The 19,229-nt window shown below is 61.3% G+C and carries 17 protein-coding genes; 10 read left to right on the plus strand and 7 right to left on the minus strand.

Annotated elements, in window-relative coordinates; translation table 11 throughout:
• Window positions 1–96 precede the first annotated feature (96 nt).
• The 4 genes from BMH52_RS26130 (at window position 97) to BMH52_RS26145 (ending at window position 3,879) form a co-directional block, all read left to right on the plus strand.
• Complete coding sequence (locus tag BMH52_RS26130) at window positions 97–612, plus strand: ankyrin repeat domain-containing protein (protein WP_060767627.1); 516 nt, start codon at window positions 97–99, stop codon at window positions 610–612.
• 41 nt (window positions 613–653) lie between these two features.
• On the plus strand, window positions 654–1,184 hold the full coding sequence (locus tag BMH52_RS26135) for a hypothetical protein (protein ID WP_032903736.1): 531 nt from the start codon (window positions 654–656) through the stop codon (window positions 1,182–1,184).
• Between the two features lie 67 nt (window positions 1,185–1,251).
• Entirely contained in the window at window positions 1,252–1,443 is a 192-nt protein-coding gene (locus BMH52_RS26140; protein WP_003192770.1) for a PLDc N-terminal domain-containing protein, read from the plus strand.
• Between the two features lie 348 nt (window positions 1,444–1,791).
• Window positions 1,792–3,879 (plus strand): LTA synthase family protein, encoded by a 2,088-nt coding sequence (locus tag BMH52_RS26145; protein ID WP_034126149.1) that lies wholly within the window; start codon window positions 1,792–1,794, stop codon window positions 3,877–3,879.
• Between the two features lie 99 nt (window positions 3,880–3,978).
• On the opposite strand, the gene BMH52_RS26150 is transcribed toward BMH52_RS26145, so the two are convergent.
• On the minus strand, window positions 3,979–4,131 hold the full coding sequence (locus BMH52_RS26150; protein WP_003192767.1) for a DUF3309 family protein: 153 nt from the start codon (window positions 4,129–4,131) through the stop codon (window positions 3,979–3,981).
• 328 nt (window positions 4,132–4,459) lie between these two features.
• On the opposite strand from BMH52_RS26150, the gene BMH52_RS26155 reads away from it, so the two are divergent.
• Both BMH52_RS26155 and csrA read left to right on the plus strand, forming a co-directional pair.
• A complete protein-coding gene (locus tag BMH52_RS26155; RefSeq protein ID WP_054896320.1) occupies window positions 4,460–5,275 on the plus strand; it encodes an SDR family oxidoreductase in 816 nt (271 codons plus the stop codon).
• Window positions 5,276–5,402: 127 nt separating this feature from the next.
• Window positions 5,403–5,606: a carbon storage regulator CsrA gene (gene csrA, locus BMH52_RS26160; protein WP_072433735.1), complete on the plus strand. Its 204-nt coding sequence runs from the start codon at window positions 5,403–5,405 to the stop codon at window positions 5,604–5,606.
• Window positions 5,607–5,615: 9 nt separating this feature from the next.
• On the opposite strand, the gene BMH52_RS26165 is transcribed toward csrA, so the two are convergent.
• From BMH52_RS26165 to mnmC, 5 genes are all read right to left on the minus strand, one after another.
• Window positions 5,616–5,843 carry a YheU family protein gene (locus BMH52_RS26165; RefSeq protein WP_003192759.1) on the minus strand — a complete coding sequence of 76 codons (228 nt, stop codon included), beginning with the start codon at window positions 5,841–5,843 and terminating at the stop codon, window positions 5,616–5,618.
• Window positions 5,844–5,917: 74 nt separating this feature from the next.
• Complete coding sequence (locus BMH52_RS26170) at window positions 5,918–7,102, minus strand: osmoprotectant NAGGN system M42 family peptidase (protein ID WP_020302247.1); 1,185 nt, start codon at window positions 7,100–7,102, stop codon at window positions 5,918–5,920.
• Window positions 7,103–7,263: 161 nt separating this feature from the next.
• On the minus strand, window positions 7,264–9,009 hold the full coding sequence (gene ngg / locus BMH52_RS26175; protein ID WP_073845528.1) for an N-acetylglutaminylglutamine synthetase: 1,746 nt from the start codon (window positions 9,007–9,009) through the stop codon (window positions 7,264–7,266).
• Window positions 9,010–9,012: 3 nt separating this feature from the next.
• Window positions 9,013–10,785, minus strand: a complete 1,773-nt coding sequence (locus tag BMH52_RS26180; RefSeq protein ID WP_073845530.1) for an N-acetylglutaminylglutamine amidotransferase — start codon at window positions 10,783–10,785, stop codon at window positions 9,013–9,015.
• Window positions 10,786–10,921: 136 nt separating this feature from the next.
• Entirely contained in the window at window positions 10,922–12,922 is a 2,001-nt protein-coding gene (gene mnmC, locus BMH52_RS26185) for a bifunctional tRNA (5-methylaminomethyl-2-thiouridine)(34)-methyltransferase MnmD/FAD-dependent 5-carboxymethylaminomethyl-2-thiouridine(34) oxidoreductase MnmC (protein WP_073845532.1), read from the minus strand.
• Window positions 12,923–13,076: 154 nt separating this feature from the next.
• Here mnmC and pap point away from each other — a divergent pair, with 154 nt between their 5' ends.
• From pap to BMH52_RS26200, 3 genes are all read left to right on the plus strand, one after another.
• Entirely contained in the window at window positions 13,077–14,591 is a 1,515-nt protein-coding gene (gene pap, locus BMH52_RS26190; RefSeq protein WP_014719262.1) for a polyphosphate:AMP phosphotransferase, read from the plus strand.
• Window positions 14,592–14,800: 209 nt separating this feature from the next.
• A complete protein-coding gene (locus BMH52_RS26195) occupies window positions 14,801–15,985 on the plus strand; it encodes a thiolase family protein (RefSeq protein ID WP_073845534.1) in 1,185 nt (394 codons plus the stop codon).
• A 188-nt stretch (window positions 15,986–16,173) separates the two neighbouring features.
• Complete coding sequence (locus BMH52_RS26200) at window positions 16,174–17,130, plus strand: DMT family transporter (protein WP_073845536.1); 957 nt, start codon at window positions 16,174–16,176, stop codon at window positions 17,128–17,130.
• Here the strand turns inward: BMH52_RS26200 and BMH52_RS26205 are convergent.
• Complete coding sequence (locus BMH52_RS26205; protein WP_014719259.1) at window positions 17,127–18,509, minus strand: class II fumarate hydratase; 1,383 nt, start codon at window positions 18,507–18,509, stop codon at window positions 17,127–17,129. The genes BMH52_RS26200 and BMH52_RS26205 overlap by 4 nt on opposite strands.
• Before the next feature lie 196 nt (window positions 18,510–18,705).
• Between BMH52_RS26205 and BMH52_RS26210 the strand changes: the two genes are divergently transcribed.
• Entirely contained in the window at window positions 18,706–19,224 is a 519-nt protein-coding gene (locus tag BMH52_RS26210) for a DUF2059 domain-containing protein (RefSeq protein WP_014719258.1), read from the plus strand.
• Window positions 19,225–19,229: the final 5 nt, after the last annotated feature.

Genomic DNA, 19,229 nt, shown 5'->3' on the forward strand with positions numbered 1-19,229 from the left:
GGCGGCTTTTGACAAAAAAGCCATGACACCGGGGAACTCCATCGCGACACTGGGCGCCTTAAACAGTTATGTCCGTCGCCTCAGCAAGGAGCCCCCATGTCAGATCAGCCTAAACAAATGACCGAAGACGAAGCCGCCGAGTTTGCCGAGCAAGTCTTTGACGTCGCCCGACGCGGCGACGCCGCCATGCTTGCCGCATTGTTGGCGAAAGGCCTGCCGGCCAACTTTCGTAATCACAATGGCGACACCCTGTTGATGCTTGCGGCGTACCACGGCCATGCCGAGGCGGTCAAAGTGCTGCTGGAGTTCAAGGCCGACCCATTGATTGCCAACGACAAGAACCAGTTGCCGATTGCCGGGGCGGCGTTCAAAGGCAACCTGCCGGTGGTGCAGGCGTTGATCGAAGGCGGCACGCCGGTTGAGGCGGCCTCCTCGGACGGGCGTACGGCCTTGATGATGGCGGCGATGTTCAACCGCGTTGACATGGTTGATTACCTGCTTGGTAAAGGCGCAAACCCCAAGGCCACCGATGCACAAGGCGCGACGGCACTGGCCGCGGCGCAGACCATGGGCGCGGTGGATACGGCGGCGCAGTTGCAGAAACTGGTGTAGGCTACGCGCCCTTCAAAACTTGCCCGTTACAGGATCGCCCCATGAAAACCGCCCTCGTCGAACTCATCAGCAAAATCAGCGCCGGCGTCATGGGGGAGGATGAAGTAGCGCGTATTGCCGACGAAGCGGCCCAGGCCTACGCGGACCCGGCGGCGTTCCTGGCGGCCAATCCGGATATCAACTACGACGACAGTTTCCCGATTCCGCTGGGAGAGTGGGTGGTGGTCGGTAGCCTGCCAGACACGGTGTTGTTCCAGGCCGATACCTATGGCGACCTGTTTGCCCAGATCGTCGCGTCGTTCGGTCCGGGCGTGGCGTTCAACCTCAAGCCCAAGCAATTGGCCAAGACCGAAGACCTGACCGCGCTCAACCGCATCCAGATCCAGATGAGCGCCCTGAGCCCGGAAGACGGCGGTTATGTGCTGATGAACTTCAGCCAGTTGCTGGACGACGAGATCCAGGCGGTGCTGGTGTTCGGCAACGACCTGGCGCGGGTACTGGAACTGTGTGCCGAAGTCGGCATCAAGGCCGAACCATCATTGGAAGCCTTGAAGATTGCCGTACACGTCTGAAATAAAACGGAACCCGCGCCAAGGCTGACTATCCTACAAGTGCATGCCCTCACTTAGGAGCGACACCATGGGTTCCACGTTTAATAGTCTGATTGGCCTGATCATCCTCGCGCTGGATATCTGGGCGATCATCAACGTGTTCAAAAGCGGCGCCAGCACCGGCGCCAAAGTGCTGTGGATCCTGTTGATCCTGCTGTTGCCAGTGCTGGGCCTGATCATCTGGGCTATCGCCGGGCCGCGCGGTAACGTGCGGATCTGACGACCCACCCGATTTGGAGCGGGCACAGTCAATGTGGGAGCTGGCTTGCCTGCTCCCACAGTGGGGTTTACGGCGTTAATTAAATTTGTGTGTCGAAAGTATTCGCCGCACGAAATTTTCACATCCCATCCAAGACAATTCGCCGGCTTTATCCGGCTGCCAGGGCTCTATCTCCAGTGCCCTTAAAGGCAGGGCCGTGCCTTACGTTCAGTAATTAATAGCCTTGCCGGCCTCGATCGGGCACCATTTGTGCCACCGCGTTAACCGCCTACCCCAGCCAGCCTGGGCGAGGGACGGACGCCACTGCATTATTTCGCAACTTAAACTTCCAATGGGTCCTAAAACGACATGGCAAACCCGGACGCCCTGAATCAGCAGCGAGCTTCAAATCGCCTGCTGCAACCGACCGTCAAATCCCATCTGGCGTACACGCTGCTCTGCGCATTGGTCATGATGGTGATGTTTTCCCTGCTGCGCCTGGCGTTGCTGGTCTACAACCGCGAGATGATCCTCGATACGCCGGCCTCGACGTTCCTTGAAGCGTTCGCCAACGGCCTGCGCCTGGACATTCGCCTGGTGATGTACCTGCTGATTCCGCTGCTGTTGGCGCTGTTCAGCGTGCGGGCCATGGCGGCGCGCGGGTTCTTCCGTTTGTGGCTGACCGTCGCGTCCAGCATCGCCTTGTTCCTGGGCTTGATGGAGATGGACTTCTACCGCGAATTCCACCAGCGCCTCAACGGCCTGGTCTTCCAGTATGTGAAGGAAGACCCGAAAACCGTGATGAGCATGCTCTGGTACGGTTTCCCGGTGGTGCGTTACCTGCTGGCCTGGGCCGTGGGCACGCTGATCCTGAGCATGGCCTTCAAGGGCGCTGACCGCGCAACGCGCCCACGGGGCCCGTTCAGCGGCGGCACTATCAGCACGCGCCAGGTGGCGCCATGGTACAGCCGCATCGCAGTGTTCATGGTTTGCCTGCTGGTCGCCGTGGTCGCCATCCGTGGCACCCTGCGCCAGGGGCCACCGCTGCGTTGGGGTGACGTCTACACCACCGATTCGAACTTCGCCAACCAGTTGGGCCTCAATGGCACCTTGTCGCTGATCGCGGCGGCCAAGGCGCGCTTTGGTGAAGACCGCGCCAACATCTGGAAGGCGACCCTGGAACAACCGCTGGCCACCCAGACCGTGCGTGACATGCTGGTGCTGCCGCAAGAGAAGCTGGTAGACACCGACACCGCTGCCGTGCGCCGTGACTTCACGCCACCGGCCGAGAAAACCCTGCCGATCAAGAACGTCGTGGTGATCCTGATGGAAAGCTTCGCTGGTCATTCGGTGGGCGCATTGGGACGTCCGGGCAATATCACCCCGTACTTCGACAAGTTGACCCACGAGGGCTTGCTGTTCGACCGCTTCTTCTCCAACGGCACCCACACCCACCAGGGTATGTTCGCCACCATGGCCTGCTTCCCGAACCTGCCGGGTTTCGAATACCTGATGCAGACTCCGGAAGGCAGCCACAAGCTGTCGGGCCTGCCGCAGTTGCTCAGTGCGCGTGATTTCGACGATGTGTATGTCTACAACGGCGATTTCGCCTGGGACAACCAGTCGGGCTTCTTCAGCAACCAGGGCATGACCAACTTCATCGGCCGCAATGACTTCGTCGACCCGGTGTTCTCCGACCCTACATGGGGCGTGTCCGACCAGGACATGTTCAACCGTGGCCTGGAAGAACTGAAGGCGCGCGAAGGCGGCAAGCCGTTCTACGCACTGCTGCAAACCCTGTCCAACCACACGCCGTACGCATTGCCGACCCCATTGCCGGTTGAGAAAGTCACCGACCGTGGCAGCCTCAACGAGCATTTGACGGCCATGCGCTACTCCGACTGGGCCTTGGGCCAGTTCTTTGAAAAGGCCCGCAAAGAGCCGTACTTCAAGGAAACCCTGTTTGTGATCGTCGGTGACCACGGCTTTGGCAATGAGCAGCAGATCACCGAGATGGACCTGGGTCGCTTCAACGTGCCGATGCTGATGATTGCACCGGGCATGCGCGAGAAGTTCGGTGAGCGTGACCACACTGTGGGCACCCAGATCGACATCGTGCCGACCATCATGGGCCGCCTGGGCGGCGATACCTTGCACCAGTGCTGGGGCCGCGACCTGCTGAACCTGCCCGAAGGTGACAAGGGTTTCGGCGTGATCAAGCCATCGGGCAGCGACCAGACCGTGGCCTTGCTCACCGGCGACCGCGTACTGGTATTGCCCAAGGAAATGCCACCCAAGTTGTGGGAATACACACTGGGCGCCGAGCCGACTGGCAAGGTGATTCCGGAGTCGCCGGACGAAGCTGTGCTCAAGCAGAAGCTCGAGTCGTTCCTGCAGACCGCGACCAAGAGCCTGCTGGATAACACCGCAGGTGTGGTAGATGGCAAACCGGACTAACTGACCGACAATAAAATAGAGGCCTTCTAGAAGGCCTCTTTTTTTGCTTCTCAATTGTAGGAGCGCTTGCTCGCTCCGATAAAAAGCGTAGCGCGGTGTTTATATCTTGCCGAGCAACAACAGCACCAGCAGAACAACCAGTACCACACCCAGGATACCCGACGGTCCATAACCCCAGTTACGCGAGTGCGGGAACACCGGCAGACCACCGACCAGCAGCAGGATCAGGATAATAATCAGAATGAGGCTCATGGTTTTATTCCTTATAGGTTCTTTGCAAAAACCGGCTGTTTAACCGTTGGTTCGTCCATGTACAGTGGGACGCCTTACCCATTCCGACTCTGCCACTTCGTAAAAAATTCATTGTTTTTATAAAACATTTTGATGTGTCGCTTATTTCTTTTAACGCGTGCGCAACTTGAACTAATCAGTTGAAAAAAATTGAACTTAGTCTATGGCACGCTTGCGACCGAGCCCACGGTTTGCCCGGGGCATTCATCACCCTGATGGTGCGTGGGTAGAGCAAAAACCTTCGCTACACTGCCGGTCACTTCTTTCGTGAACCACAAGGCTACTTCCTATGCAAAACCGCATGATGATCACTGGCGCCGGGTCTGGCCTGGGTCGCGAAATCGCTCTGCGCTGGGCCCGTGAAGGCTGGCAGTTGGCGTTGTCTGATGTCAGCGAGCCCGGTTTGCAGGAAACCCTCAAGCAGGTTCGCGAAGCCGGGGGGGATGGCTTTATCCAGCGCTGTGACGTGCGTGACTACAGCCAGCTCACGGCCTTCGCCCAGGCCTGTGAGGTGAAGCTCGGGGGCATCGATGTGATCGTCAATAACGCCGGCGTGGCCTCGGGCGGGTTCTTCGCTGAGCTGTCCCTGGAGGATTGGGACTGGCAGATCGCAATCAACCTGATGGGCGTCGTCAAAGGCTGCAAGGCGTTCCTGCCGCTGTTGGAAAAGAGCAAGGGTCGGATCATCAACATCGCGTCAATGGCAGCGCTGATGCAAGGCCCGGCCATGAGCAACTACAACGTGGCCAAGGCGGGCGTGGTGGCGTTGTCCGAGAGCCTGTTGGTGGAGCTCAAGCAACAGGAAGTGGGCGTGCATGTGGTGTGCCCGTCGTTTTTCCAGACCAACCTGCTCGACTCGTTCCGTGGGCCAACCCCAGCCATGAAGGCTCAAGTGGGCAAGTTGCTTGAGAGTTCGCCCATCTCGGCGGCGGATATTGCCGACTACATTTACCAGCGCGTGGCCGAAGGCGAATTCATGATCCTGCCCCACGAGCAAGGCCGCATGGCTTGGGCGTTGAAACAGAAAAATCCGCAGTTGCTGTATGACGAAATGACCCTGATGGCCGATAAGATGCGCGCCAAGGCGCAGGCTGTTAAGGCCTGATTTGGCTGGGGTCTGTCAGGCAAGTTACCTACCTGTGTAGGAGATGCCTGATTTGCCCGCAAGCCATTGTCGGTCCAGCGCGAAGGGGGCATGGTCGAGGTCCTGTTACTGGAAAAGGACTACCGCCATGCTGGTCTTAAGCCGTGCCATAGGCGAAGCCATCGCCATTGGCGATGACATCACCGTGCATATCCTTGACGTGAACGGCACTCATGTGAAGTTTGGCATCGAGGCGCCGATGGGCGTCAACGTGTACCGCTCCGAGGTGTACCGCAAGATTCTCAAAGGCGAGGGCCAGGCTACTCATCCCGTGCCGGTGCCCAACCCTTAGGCGCAGCTTTCAGTCGAACAGATGCTTGGGCACATCGTGCTTGAGCATCAACTGGCATTGCTCGCTCTCGGGGTCGAAGACGATCAGCGCCTGGCCTTTGGTCAGCGCCTGGCGCACGCGCAGCACGCGGGTTTCCAGGGGCGTGTCGTCGCCATTGTCGGTGCCGTCGCGGGTGACGAAGTCTTCGATGAGGCGGGTCAGGGTGTCGACTTCAAGTGCATCGTAGGGAATCAGCATACAAGCCTCAGGTGTCAGGTCCCGGCGATGCTACTGTGCCGGGACTTTTGTTGCCAGTATTCACTCACCCCGCGTCAGGACTTCTGGCCGACCAGGCTGTCCACCGACGGCACGCGGGTGTCGCTCTCCATTTGCGTTTCATGCTCGATCTGATGACTGAACCGATCCAGTGAGCCCTGGGCCGGTTGCGCATCGCTGGCAAATACCGGCGGGCTGAGGATGTAAGCGCCCAGCAAGCGGCTCAGGGCGGCGAGGCTGTCGATATGGGTACGCTCGTAACCATGGGTGGCGTCACAACCGAAGGCCAGTAATGCAGTGCGAATGTCATGGCCGGCGGTGACCGCCGAGTGCGCATCGCTGAAGTAATAGCGGAACAGATCGCGGCGTACCGGCAGGTCGTTGTCCGACGCCAGGCGCAGCAAGTGGCGGGACAGGTGATAGTCATAGGGCCCGCCGGAGTCCTGCATGGCCACGCTCACCGCATGTTCGCTGGAGTGCTGGCCGGGGGCGACCGGGGCGATATCGATGCCGACAAACTCACTCACATCCCAGGGCAGGGCGGCCGCTGCGCCACTGCCGGTTTCCTCGGTAATGGTGAACAGCGGGTGGCAGTCGATCAGCAAGGGTTCGCCACTGTCGATGATGGCCTTGAGCGCGGCGAGCAGGGCGGCGACGCCGGCCTTGTCGTCCAGGTGGCGAGCGCTGATATGCCCGCTCTCGGTGAACTCGGGCAGTGGGTCGAACGCCACGTAGTCACCCACACTGATTCCCAGGGAGTCGCAGTCGGCACGCGTGGCGCAGTAGGCGTCCAGGCGCAGCTCGACATGGTCCCAGCTCACCGGCATTTCATCCACGGCGGTGTTGAATGCGTGCCCGGAGGCCATCAGCGGTAATACGCTGCCGCGAATCACGCCGTTGTCGGTGAACAGGCTGACCCGGCTACCTTCGGCAAAGCGGCTCGACCAGCAGCCCACCGGCGCCAAGGTCAGGCGCCCGTTGTCCTTGATCGCACGCACGGCGGCGCCGATGGTGTCCAGGTGGGCGGAGACGGCGCGGTCAGGGCTGTTTTTCTGGCCCTTGAGGGTGGCGCGAATGGTGCCGCGCCGGGTCATTTCAAACGGGATGCCGAGTTCTTCCAGGCGCTCGGCGACGTAGCGCACGATGGTGTCGGTAAAGCCGGTGGGGCTGGGAATGGCGAGCATTTCCAGCAGCACTTTTTGCAGGTACGCGAGATCGGGTTCGGGAATGGTTCGGGTCATGGAAACTCCTGATGAGTTGAGGGCATCGATGGTTTCGATGAGGGGTAGAGCTTCGTTGCCTGTGCCGGCCTCTTCGCGAGCAAGCCCGCTCCCACATTGGAATGCGGTCAACTGTGGGAGCGGGCTTGCTCGCGAAGGCGCCGGTACAGGCGACACATCACTCAGGTAGCCGGCTGACTGTGTGGGAACAACAAATCCACAAACTTCTCAGCCGTGGGTTGCGGTTCATGGTTGGCCAGGCCGGCCCGTTCGTTGGCTTCGATAAACACATACTCTGGCTGGTCGGCCGCAGGTACCATCAGGTCCAGGCCGACCATAGGGATATCCAGGGCACGGGCCGCACGTACGGCTGCATCCACCAGTGTCGGGTGCAGGATCGCCGTGACATCTTCCAGGCAACCCCCGGTGTGCAGGTTGGCGGTGCGTCGCACGGCCAGTTGCACGCCACGGGGCAGGATGCTGTTGTAGTCGTAACCTGCGGCTTTGAGGGTGCGCTCGGTTTCTGCATCCAGCGGGATTTTGCTCTCGCCATCGGTGGCCGCCTGGCGACGACGGCTTTGCACCTGGATCAACGCGCGAATTGAATGTTGGCCGTCGCCGATCACTTCGGCAGGGCGACGAATCGCAGCCGCGACCACTTCAAAACCGATCACCAGAATCCGCAGGTCCAGGCCTTCGTGGAAGCTTTCCAGCAACACGCGGCTGTCGAACTGGCGCGCCGCTTCGATCGCCTGCTGCACGTCTTCGATGCTGCGCAGATCCACTGCGACGCCATGGCCTTGCTCGCCATCCAGCGGCTTGACCACGATGCGCTGGTGTTCGTCGAGAAACTCCAGGTTGTCGTCAGCACTGCCCGCCAACTGTTGCACCGGCACCTGCAGGCCCGCCGCCTTGAGCACCTTGTGGGTCAGGCTCTTGTCCTGGCACAGGGTCATGCTGATGGCGCTGGTCAGGTCGCTCAGGGACTCACGACAACGCACGCGACGCCCGCCGTGGCTGAGGGTGAACAGGCCCGCATCGGCGTCGTCAACGTGCACATCAATACCGCGTCGGTGGGCTTCTTCGACAATGATGCGCGCGTAAGGGTTGAACTCCGCCTGAGGCCCCGGGCCCAGAAACAGCGGTTGATTGATGCCGTTCTTGCGCTTGATTGCAAAGGTGGTCAACGCCCGAAAGCCGAGCTTGGCGTAAAGGCTCTTGGCCTGGCGGTTATCGTGCAGCACCGACAAGTCCAGGTAGCTCAAGCCTCGGCTCATGAAGTGCTCCACCAAGTGGCGCACCAACACTTCACCGACGCCAGGGCGGGTGCATTGAGGGTCGACGGCCAAACACCAGAGGCTGCAACCGTTCTCCGGGTCGTGGAAGGCCTTGTGATGGTTGAGGCCCATCACGCTGCCAATCACCGCGCCGCTGTCTTCATCTTCGGCCAGCCAGTACACCGGGCCGCCTTGATGACGTGGGGTGAGGCGTTCCGGGTCGATGGGCAGCATCCCGCGGCCCTGGTACAAGTGGTTGACCGCTTGCCAGTCGGCCTCACTCTGTACCCGGCGAATACGAAAGCCGCGAAATACACGGGTGGCCGGGCGGTAGTCGGTGAACCACAGGCGCAGGGTGTCGGACGGGTCGAGGAACAGTTGCTGCGGGTCAATGCCCAGGATTTGCTGGGGCGCTGCCACGTACAGGGCGATATCGCGCTCCCCGGGCTGCTCGTTGAGCAGTTCCTGGGCCAGGCTTGCCGGGTCGGGAAAGGTGTGGCCGATCAACAAACGGCCCCAGCCGCAATGCACGGCAATCGGGTCGGCGGCCAGTGCGCTGCCATCTTCGGCCAGGCGCGCTTGCAGGCGCTCGTAGGTCGGCGCCTGGCCCTTGAGTAAGCGTTGGCTGTAAGCCGCGGCATTCGGTTTCATGGATCAGATTCCTTGTTCGCTCAGCCACAGGTTCAGCGCTGCCAGCTGCCACAGCTTGGAGCCGCGCAGCGGGGTCAATTGGCCTTGTGGGTCGGTGAGCAAGCGGTCGAGCATGGCCGGGTTGAACAGCCAGCGGTCCTGGCTCGGGTCCAGCAGCAACTCGCGCACCCAGTTCAAGGTGTCGCCCTGCAGATGCTTGAGGCCGGGCACGGGGAAGTAGCCTTTCTTGCGGTCGATGACTTCGCTGGGGATCACCCGGCGCGCCGCTTCCTTGAGCACCTGTTTGCCGCCGTCGGGCAGCTTGAACTGGGCCGGCACACGGGCCGACAGTTCTACCAGGCGGTAGTCGAGGAACGGTGTGCGCGCTTCCAGGCCCCAGGCCATGGTCATGTTGTCGACGCGTTTGACCGGGTCGTCCACCAGCATCACCGTGCTGTCCAGACGCAGGGCCTTGTCCACCGCCGCGTCGGCGCCCGGCATTGCAAAGTGCTCGCGCACGAAATCGCCGGCAGCGTCGTTGGCGGTCAGCCATTGGGGCGCGACGGTCGCCGCGTAGTCGTCGTAGCTGCGGTCGAAAAACGCCTCGCGGTAGGCCGCGTACGGGTCGCTGGCACCGTCCACTTGCGGGTACCAGTGGTAACCGGCGAACAGTTCATCGGCGCCCTGGCCGCTCTGCACCACTTTGCAATCCTTGGCCACTTCCCGCGACAGCAGGTAGAAGGCGATGCAGTCATGGCTGACCATCGGCTCGCTCATGGCGCGGAAGGCTGCTGGCAGTTGCTCGATGATCTCGCTTTCGGCGATGCGCAGTTGGTGGTGATGGGTGCCGTAGTGTTTGGCGATCAGGTCTGAGTACTGGAACTCATCGCCACGTTCGCCGCCGGCGTCTTCAAAGCCGATGGAGAAGGTCGACAAATCCTCCACGCCCACTTCACGCAGCAGGCCGACGAGCATGCTCGAATCGACGCCGCCTGACAGCAGCACACCCACATCCACCGCCGCACGTTGGCGGATGGCCACGGCTTCGCGGGTGCTGTCGAGCACGCGGTCGGTCCAGTCTTCCAGGGTCAGGTGTTTTTCGTCCTCATGGGGGCCGTAGGGCAGGGTCCACCAGGTTTTCTGTTCAGTCTTGCCGCTGGCGTCGATGCGCATCCAACTGGCGGGCGGCAGCTTTTCGATGCCGGCCAACAGCGTGCGCGGCGCGGGGACCACGGCGTGGAAATTCAGGTAGTGGTTGAGGGCGACCGGATCGAGGATCGGGTTGATATCCCCACCCTTGAGCAACGCTGGCAACGCCGAGGCGAAACGCAGGCGCTGGCCGGTGCGCGACAGGTACAAGGGCTTCACACCGAGACGGTCACGAGCGATGAACAGACGCTGGGCATCACGCTCCCAGATGGCGAAAGCGAACATGCCGTTGAGCTTGGGCAGCAGCGCTTCGCCCCAGGCGTGATAACCCTTGAGCAACACTTCGGTGTCGCCACCGGAATAGAAGGCGTAACCCAGGGCTTCCAGCTCTTGGCGCAGCTCCGGGAAATTATAGATAGCGCCATTGAACGCCAGGGACAGCCCCAGATGGGCGTCGACCATCGGTTGGGCAGAGCCGTCCGACAGGTCCATGATCTTCAGGCGGCGGTGGCCCAGTGCAATCGGCCCTTGGGCATGAAAGCCCCAGGCGTCGGGGCCTCGGGGGGCGAGGTGATGGGTGATGCGTTCTACGGCTGCCAGGTCGGCAGGTTGATGATCAAAGCGTAACTCGCCAGCTAGTCCACACATAAGTTCCTTACCGGTTTTTCCGTTGGGGAGGGGTCAACACTCAATACGCCCAAAAGGGCGCGTACCCAGAAACTGACCCAGTGCTATGCGTGGAGTTTTAGACCGATAAGTTATAAGCCAGATCGCCGCCTTGCCTTTAATCCGGCTTTTTTTGTGCAGCGCCCTGGCCTCGCACCAGCGCGCGCAGGGCAAATCGATTGGGGTGGCAAGCCTCGGCCACGCTGGTGGGCACGGGCAGGGGCTCATCACTCAGCCACGCAGCCAATAGTTCGCCGCACAACGGCGCGGTGATCAATCCACGCGAGCCATGGCCGCTGTTGAGAAACAGCCCCGGCAGCCACGGACATGGCGTTTGCGGCACTTGCCGCGCGTCTTTGCCCAGTACCGCATAAGCCTGCTCAAACGCCGCATGGTCAGCCAGTGGCCCAACGATGGGCAGGTAGTCGGGGCTGGTACAACGAAACGCGGCACGGCCCTCCAGCTGTTCGGGTGTCAAGCGATCAGCACCCAGGCGTTGCAGCAGGTCGGTAGAAATCTCACCCAGCATCTGCAGGTTGCCATGGTGTTCGGCGGGCGTGGGCGTGAGGTCTTGATTGTTGAAGTCGAAACTCGCGCCCAGGGTGTGTTCGCCAAGCCGGGCCGGCGCGACGTAGCCTTCGGCACAGACCACCGTGGCCAGCGCTTTACTCGCGCAGGTTTGCGCCAGCCGAGTGATCTGCCCACGGATGCGCTTGAGCGGTATGTCTGCACTGAAGGGGAAACGCTTGATCTCCGCAGCCCCGGCGAGCACCACGACACTGGCGCTGGCCAATACGCGGTCACCGGCGCGGGCTTGCCATTGGTCGTCGAGCCGGCGCAGTTCCAGGGCCTCGTGGTGGGTGAGCACTTCAATCAGTGGATGTTTCGCCTGCCACTGGCACAGCGCGGGCGGATGCACCCAACCGCCCTGTGGAAAAAACAACCCGCCGTGGGCCAGTTCGATTCCCGCCTTTTGCTGCGCTTGCTCGCGGTCCAGCAGATGCAGCAGGTCCGGAGCAAAGGCGTTGGCCAATTGAGCCTGACGCTGGATCTCTTTGGCGTCAAACGCCAGTTGCAACACGCCACAGCCGTCCCAATCGACACCTCGGTGCAAATGTTCCAGCAGGCGTCGGGTGTGGCCAAAACCGCTGACTATCAGTTGGGACAAGGCCGTGCCATGGGCCGAAAGCTTGAGGTACAACACACCCTGTGGGTTGCCCGAAGCTTCCTGTGCCAGGCCGGCATGGCGCTCCAGAAGGCTGACACGCCAACCCCGGGCGGCCAGGCTGGCGGCGGTCGCGCAACCGGCCAGGCCACCGCCGATGACCAGGGCATGACGTTCTCCCTCGATGGCGGGTGGCCGGGCGAACCAGGGTTTACGTGGGGCCGGCGCGGGTAAGTCGGCGGGCCAACCGACAAACTCCCCACGCAGGATCTCCCACTTATGGCCGATGCCTGGCGTGCGTTTCATCTTGAACCCGGCGGCATTGATCAACCGCCTTACCCAGCCGGTGCTGGTGAAGGTGCTGATGGTCGAGCCCGGTGCCGCCAGGCGCGCCAGTTGGGCGAACAGCTCAGCGGTCCACATGTCGGGGTTTTTCGCCGGGGCGAACCCGTCGAGAAACCACGCATCGACCTGGGCGTCCAGTTGCGGCAATTGTTCCAGCGCATCACCGATCAACAGGGTCAGGGTCACGCGGCCATTGTCCAATACCAGGCGCTGAAAACCCTGGTGGATGGCAATGTATTGCGCCAGCAATTGCTCGGCCAAGGGTTGCAGTTCGGGCCAGAGGGCGAGGGCGCGTTGCAGGTCGGCATGGCTGAGGGGGTATTTTTCCACGCTGACAAAGTGCAGCCGCGCACCGGCGACTGCGTGCTGTTCGAACAACTGCCAGGCGCAGAGGAAGTTCAAACCGGTGCCGAAGCCGGTCTCGCCAATCACCAGGCGCCCACCTGTTGGCAAGGCGGCGAAGCGTTCCTGCAAGCGGTTCTGCTCCAGGAACACGTAGCGGGTTTCTTCCAGGCCCGACTGGTCGGAGAAATACACGTCGTCGAATACCCGCGAATGCGGGCGGCCTTGGTCATCCCAGTCGAGCTGGGCGTGGGTGATGGGGTTCATGGCGGCTCATAAAATGAAAGCGGGCAAAGGCAAGGCGGCCATTCTAGCCGATCAACCGGCGTTGAATTGATCCATGGCAAGGCTGGGTTGTATTTCCTTGCGCGTGTCGGGGCCCAATCCGCTAGTCTTGAGCCATCTTGAAACGGAGCTGCCCATGTTCGAATCCGCCGAAATCGGTCACGCCATCGACAAAGACACCTACGACGCCGAAGTGCCGGCCTTGCGTGAAGCCTTGCTGGAAGTTCAGTACGAGCTGCAACAGCAGAAACGCTTCCCGGTGATCATCCTCATCAACGGCATCGAGGGGGCGGGCAAGGGTGAAACCGTCAAGCTGCTCAATGAATGGATGGACCCGCGCCTGATCGAAGTGCGCACCTTCGACCAGCAGACCGACGAAGAACTGGCGCGTCCACCGGCCTGGCGCTACTGGCGGCAACTGCCGGCCAAGGGCCGCATGGGCATTTTCTTCGGCAACTGGTACAGCCAGATGCTGCAAGGCCGCGTGCATGGGCAGATCAAGGATGCGCGCCTGGACCAGGCCATCGCCGGCGCCGAACGTCTGGAAAAGATGCTCTGCGATGAAGGTGCGCTGATCTTCAAGTTCTGGTTCCACCTGTCCAAAAAACAGATGAAGGCGCGCCTCAAGGCCCTGGCCGACGACCCGCTGCACAGCTGGCGCATCAGCCCATTGGACTGGCAGCAGTCCAAGACCTACGACAAGTTTGTGCATTTCGGTGAGCGTGTACTGCGCCGCACCAGCCGCGATTACGCGCCGTGGCATGTGATCGAAGGCGTCGACCCCCATTACCGTGGGCTGACCGTGGGCAAGATCCTGCTGGATGGGCTGCAAAGTGCCCTGAAGCAGGCCAAGGTCAAGGCCAGCGGCATGAACCCGGCGCCGTTGCTTGCCTCGGTGGACCAAAAGAGCCTGCTCGACAGCCTCGACATGACCCTGCGCCTGGACAAGGATGATTACGAAGAACAACTGATTACCGAGCAGGCGCGCTTCTCTGGGCTGATGCGCGACAAACGCATGCGCAAGCACGCGTTGGTGAGTGTATTCGAGGGCAACGACGCGGCAGGCAAGGGCGGGGCGATCCGCCGTGTGGCGGCAGCACTGGACCCACGCCAGTACCACATCGTGCCGATTGCCGCGCCCAGCGAAGACGAACGGGCCCAGCCTTATCTGTGGCGGTTCTGGCAGAAGATCCCGGCGCGCGGCATGTTCACCGTGTTTGACCGCTCCTGGTACGGTCGCGTGCTGGTGGAGCGCATCGAAGGCTTCTGTACCCCAGCGGACTGGATGCGCGCCTATGGCGAGATCAATGACTTCGAAGAGCAACTGCGCGATGCGGGCGTGATCGTGGTCAAGTTCTGGCTGGCCATCGACAAGGAGACGCAGCTGGAACGCTTCCAGGCCCGTGAAGAAATCCCCTTCAAGCGCTTCAAGATTACTGAAGACGACTGGCGCAATCGCGACAAGTGGGACGACTACCGCGCGGCGGTGGGCGACATGGTTGACCGCACCAGCACCGAGGTGGCGCCTTGGACCCTGGTAGAAGCCAACGACAAACGCTGGGCGCGGGTCAAGGTGCTGCGCACCATCAACCGTGCGCTGGAAGAGGCGTTTGATAAAAGCGACAAGCACGACAAAAAGAAAAAGAAATAGCCTGTAGGAGCGAGCTTGCTCGCGAAAAACGTCAACGATAACGCGTGCTTCCTGAGTGAACGCGGCGCCTATTAGTTTTTCGCGAGCAAGCTCGCTCCTACAGAGAACCATAGAGGCCCCATGCTTTTGCATCCACGCAGTGAATGATCATCGCAGTCGGCCCGGCCCGGCTCTATCCTCGACCCACAACCACAAGATTGAGGTAGCCCATGCGTGAAGTAGTGATCGTCGACAGCGTGCGAACCGGCCTGGCCAAGTCCTTTCGCGGCAAGTTCAACCAGACCCGCCCCGATGACATGGCGGCCCATTGTGTCAATGCGCTGCTGGCCCGCAACGGTATCGACCCTGCGACGGTAGAAGACTGCATCGTCGGTGCCGGCTCCAACGAAGGCGCCCAGGGCTATAACATCGGGCGTAACGTGGCGGTGCTCTCGCAACTGGGCACCGGTACGGCGGGCATGACCCTCAACCGCTTCTGTTCGTCGGGCTTGCAGGCGATTGCCATTGCCGCCAACCAGATCGCTTCGGGCTGCAGCGACATCATTGTTGCCGGTGGCGTGGAGTCCATCAGCCTGACCATGAAGAGCGTCAACACCGATAACCTGATCAACCCGCTGCTTAAGGAACAGGTGCCGGGCATTTACTTGCCCATGGGCCAGACCGCCGAAATCGTTGCGCGCCGCTATCACGTCAGCCGCGAAGACCAGGATCTTTACGCGCTGCAAAGCCAGCAGCGCACCGCCCAGGCCCAGGCTGATGGCTTGTTCAACGATGAAATCGTGCCGATGGCGGTCAAGTACAAGGTGGAGGACAAGAACACTGGCGCGGTGCAGATCCTGGATGGCGTGGTCGACCGTGACGACTGCAACCGCCCGGACACCACCCTGGCCAGCCTCAGCGGCCTGAAGCCGGTATTTGCCGAGGATGGCTCGGTAACGGCAGGTAACTCCTCGCAGCTTTCCGACGGTGCGTCGATGACCCTGGTGATGAGCATGGAAAAAGCCTTGGCATTGGGGCTCAAGCCCAAGGCGTTCTTCCGTGGCTTTACCGTGGCCGGTTGCGAGCCGGATGAAATGGGCATTGGCCCGGTGTTCTCGGTGCCCAAGTTGCTCAAGGCCAAGGGTTTGCAGGTGGCGGATATCGACGTGTGGGAACTCAATGAAGCCTTTGCTTCCCAGTGCCTTTACGCACGCAATCGCTTGGAGATCGATAATGCCAAATACAATGTCAACGGCGGCTCGATTTCCATCGGGCACCCGTTCGGCATGACCGGCTCGCGGCAGGTGGGGCACCTGGTGCGCGAGCTGCAACGGCGCAACCTGCGTTACGGGATTGTCACCATGTGCGTGGGGGGCGGGATGGGCGCCACCGGACTCTTCGAAGCCGTACGCTGAGTCGGGTTGGAATACGGCCAATGTGGGAGCTGGCTTGCCTGCGATAGCGGTGGGCCAGCGACAGATTGGGCACAAATAAACCGCCATCGCAGGCAAGCCAGCTCCCCCATTCAAGACTGTGACGTATCCGAACTCAGTGACTTGCCCCTAGAATGCCTGTTCCACTTCCTCTGGCATCTGGGGCATTCATGCACATTTCTTCCGGCCGCTGGGTCTACGGTTTTTTCCTGACCCTGCTGACCGCGTTTCTGTGGGGCATTCTTCCGATCAAGCTCAAGCAAGTGTTGCAGGTGATGGATCCGATCACTGTGACTTGGTTTCGCCTCATGGTAGCGGGCACGTGCCTGTTCGTTTACCTGGCCGCCACCAAACGCCTGCCCAGCCGCAAAGTGCTTGGCCCCAAGGGTGGGTGGCTGGTGGGCATGGCGGTGTGTGGCCTGGTGGGCAACTACGTGTTGTACCTGGTGGGCCTGAAAATGCTCAGCCCGGGCACGGCGCAGTTGGTGGTGCAGATGGGGCCGATCTTTCTGATGGTAGCCAGTGTGTTTGTGTTCAAGGAGCGCTTCAGCCTGGGGCAGGGAGTGGGGTTGTTGGTGCTGATCGCAGGCTTTGGTTTGTTCTTCAACCAACGTCTGGTGGAATTGCTGACGTCCATGGGCACCTACACCGCCGGTGTGCTGACGATCCTGCTCGCCACCACCATCTGGGTGTTCTATGCACTGGGTCAGAAGCAGTTGCTGACGGTGTGGAATTCGCTGCAGGTGATGATGGTGATCTATCTGTCGTGCGCGCTGTTGCTCACCCCTTGGGCACATCCGCTGGAGGCGTTGCAGTTGAGCCCGCTGCAAGGCTGGCTGCTGCTGGCGTGCTGCATGAATACGCTGGTGGCCTACGGCGCATTTGCCGAAGCCCTGGCGCATTGGGAAGCCTCGCGGGTCAGTGCGACCCTGGCGTTGACGCCGTTGGTGACCTTTGTGGCGGTGGCAGTGTCGGCCTGGCTGTGGCCGGACTATGTGCAAGCCGAAGAGATCAATGCCTTGGGGTATGTGGGGGCGCTAGTGGTGGTGACGGGCTCGGCGATGGTGGCGCTGGCGCCTTCGCTGCTCGCCGGGCTCAGGGCCCGGCGGCTGCGGATGTCAGTTTAAGCGCCGAGCATGTTTTCCGGGCGTACCCACTGGTCAAACTCGGCATCGGTAAGATAGCCGAGTTCCAGTGCAGCCTCACGCAGTGTCAGCCCTTCGGCGTAAGCCTTCTTGGCGATCTCGGCCGACTTGTCGTAGCCGATATGCGGGTTGAGTGCAGTGACCAGCATCAGCCCACGCTCCAGGTGCTGGGCCATTTGCTCGGCGTCGGGTTCGAGGCCGGCAATGCAATGCTCCTGGAAATTGTTGCAGCCATCGGCCAGCAGGCGAATCGACTCCAGCAGGTTGTGGATGATCACCGGTTTGTACACGTTCAACTGCAAGTGCCCTTGGCTGGCGGCCATGCCGATGGTCACGTCGTTGCCCAGTACCTGGCAGGCCAGCATCGACAGCGCTTCGCACTGGGTCGGGTTGACCTTGCCGGGCATGATCGAACTGCCCGGTTCGTTGGCCGGCAACTTGACTTCGGCCAGCCCGGCGCGAGGGCCCGAACCCAGCAGGCGCAGGTCGTTGGCGATTTTCATCAGCGCCACGGCCAGAGTTTTCAGCGCGCCGTGCAGGGTCACCAGCGGCTCATGGCCGGAGAGGGCGGCGAATTTGTTCGGCGCGGTCACAAAGGGTAAACCCGACAACGCGGCCAGTTCGGAAGCAATCGCCTCGCCAAAGCCATGAGGGGCATTGAGGCCGGTGCCGACGGCAGTGCCGCCCTGGGCCAGCTCGCACACCGCGGGCAGGGCGCTGCGGATCGCACGCTCGGCGTAATCGAGCTGGGCGATAAACGCCGAAAGCTCCTGGCCGAAGGTGATCGGCGTGGCATCCATCATGTGGGTACGGCCGGTCTTGACCAGCTTCATATGCCGCGCGGCCAATTCCGCCAGGCCACCGGATAAGGTGGCGATCGCTGGCAGCAGTTGCTTGTTCACCGCTTGCACCGCAGCAATGCTCATGGCAGTAGGGAAGCAGTCGTTGGAACTCTGGGAACGGTTGACGTGATCGTTGGGGTGCACCGGGCTCTTGCCGCCGCGGTTGTTGCCGGCCAGTTCGTTGGCGCGGCCAGCGATCACTTCGTTGGCGTTCATGTTGCTCTGGGTGCCACTGCCGGTCTGCCAGACCACCAGCGGGAACTGGTCGTCGTGCTGGCCGTCCAGAACCTCGTCGGCAGCTTGCTCGATCAGGCGGGCAATATCGGCGGGCAGGTCGCCGTTACGGTCGTTGACCCGCGCCGCAGCCTTCTTGATCAAGGCCAAGGCATGCAATACCGCCAGCGGCATGCGCTGCTCGCCAATCGCGAAATTGACCAGCGAACGTTGGGTTTGCGCGCCCCAATAGGCGTCATCAGGGACCTGTACTTCCCCTAGGCTGTCGGTTTCGATACGGCTCATCGGTCACCCTCCTTATCCAGTCGTGATTGGTCAGTTTAGGCCCTGGCGGCCAGCGTGGGTTCCCTAAAAGCGCATTTGTGCCCTCGTGCCCCGTGAAACCAGGGCTTGCCGAGGGGTGGGGTTGAGCCGCGAGGTTTTTTAGGCGCAGAATGGTCGCCCTTGGGGTCTTACCTCGCCTGCTAGAAAAGGAAACTCGATGACTCGTCTTCGTGCCATCTGTACCGCGGTTGCTCTGGTTTGCGCCAGCGGCCAGGTTCTTGCCGATACCGCCAGCCACAACGCCAGTGCCGAAGCCTTCCTTACCCTGGCCCATGCTGACAAGCTGGGGACCCCGGTGTACATGCAAGTGCAGCAAATGTTCGCCCAGCGTTTCGAACAGACCAAGGCGCCTGCCGCCAAGCAGTCCGTACTGGACAGCTACCAGGCCAAGGCCAACGCCGCTCTGGACCAGGCCATCGGCTGGCCGAAGCTCAAGCCCGACATGGTCAAGCTCTACACCACCAACTTCAGCGAATCCGAGCTCAAGGACCTGGTAGCGTTCTACCAGTCGCCACTTGGCAAGAAAGTCCTGGAAAAAATGCCCCAGCTGACCCAGCAGTCGGCCCAGATGACCCAGGCCAAGCTGGAAAGCGCCGTACCGGTGGTGAACAAGCTGTTGGAAGACATGACCAACGAGCTGGCGCCAAAAGCCGCCGCACCGGCCAAGAAGAAGTAAGCAGG

Origin of the sequence: Pseudomonas sp. BTN1, from assembly GCF_001907715.1 — a bacterium.
GTDB classification, from domain to species: Bacteria; Pseudomonadota; Gammaproteobacteria; order Pseudomonadales; family Pseudomonadaceae; genus Aquipseudomonas; species Aquipseudomonas paracarnis.

What these genes read in the sequence shown, in the direction of transcription:
- BMH52_RS26130 (WP_060767627.1), top strand. Translation starts at nt 97, where the DNA reads ATGTCAGATCAGCCTAAACAAATGACCGAAGACGAAGCCGCCGAGTTT.
- BMH52_RS26135 (WP_032903736.1), top strand. Translation starts at nt 654, where the DNA reads ATGAAAACCGCCCTCGTCGAACTCATCAGCAAAATCAGCGCCGGCGTC.
- BMH52_RS26140 (WP_003192770.1), top strand. Translation starts at nt 1,252, where the DNA reads ATGGGTTCCACGTTTAATAGTCTGATTGGCCTGATCATCCTCGCGCTG.
- BMH52_RS26145 (WP_034126149.1), top strand. Translation starts at nt 1,792, where the DNA reads ATGGCAAACCCGGACGCCCTGAATCAGCAGCGAGCTTCAAATCGCCTG.
- BMH52_RS26150 (WP_003192767.1), bottom strand. Translation starts at nt 4,131, where the DNA reads ATGAGCCTCATTCTGATTATTATCCTGATCCTGCTGCTGGTCGGTGGT.
- BMH52_RS26155 (WP_054896320.1), top strand. Translation starts at nt 4,460, where the DNA reads ATGCAAAACCGCATGATGATCACTGGCGCCGGGTCTGGCCTGGGTCGC.
- csrA (WP_072433735.1), top strand. Translation starts at nt 5,403, where the DNA reads ATGCTGGTCTTAAGCCGTGCCATAGGCGAAGCCATCGCCATTGGCGAT.
- BMH52_RS26165 (WP_003192759.1), bottom strand. Translation starts at nt 5,843, where the DNA reads ATGCTGATTCCCTACGATGCACTTGAAGTCGACACCCTGACCCGCCTC.
- BMH52_RS26170 (WP_020302247.1), bottom strand. Translation starts at nt 7,102, where the DNA reads ATGACCCGAACCATTCCCGAACCCGATCTCGCGTACCTGCAAAAAGTG.
- ngg (WP_073845528.1), bottom strand. Translation starts at nt 9,009, where the DNA reads ATGAAACCGAATGCCGCGGCTTACAGCCAACGCTTACTCAAGGGCCAG.
- BMH52_RS26180 (WP_073845530.1), bottom strand. Translation starts at nt 10,785, where the DNA reads ATGTGTGGACTAGCTGGCGAGTTACGCTTTGATCATCAACCTGCCGAC.
- mnmC (WP_073845532.1), bottom strand. Translation starts at nt 12,922, where the DNA reads ATGAACCCCATCACCCACGCCCAGCTCGACTGGGATGACCAAGGCCGC.
- pap (WP_014719262.1), top strand. Translation starts at nt 13,077, where the DNA reads ATGTTCGAATCCGCCGAAATCGGTCACGCCATCGACAAAGACACCTAC.
- BMH52_RS26195 (WP_073845534.1), top strand. Translation starts at nt 14,801, where the DNA reads ATGCGTGAAGTAGTGATCGTCGACAGCGTGCGAACCGGCCTGGCCAAG.
- BMH52_RS26200 (WP_073845536.1), top strand. Translation starts at nt 16,174, where the DNA reads ATGCACATTTCTTCCGGCCGCTGGGTCTACGGTTTTTTCCTGACCCTG.
- BMH52_RS26205 (WP_014719259.1), bottom strand. Translation starts at nt 18,509, where the DNA reads ATGAGCCGTATCGAAACCGACAGCCTAGGGGAAGTACAGGTCCCTGAT.
- BMH52_RS26210 (WP_014719258.1), top strand. Translation starts at nt 18,706, where the DNA reads ATGACTCGTCTTCGTGCCATCTGTACCGCGGTTGCTCTGGTTTGCGCC.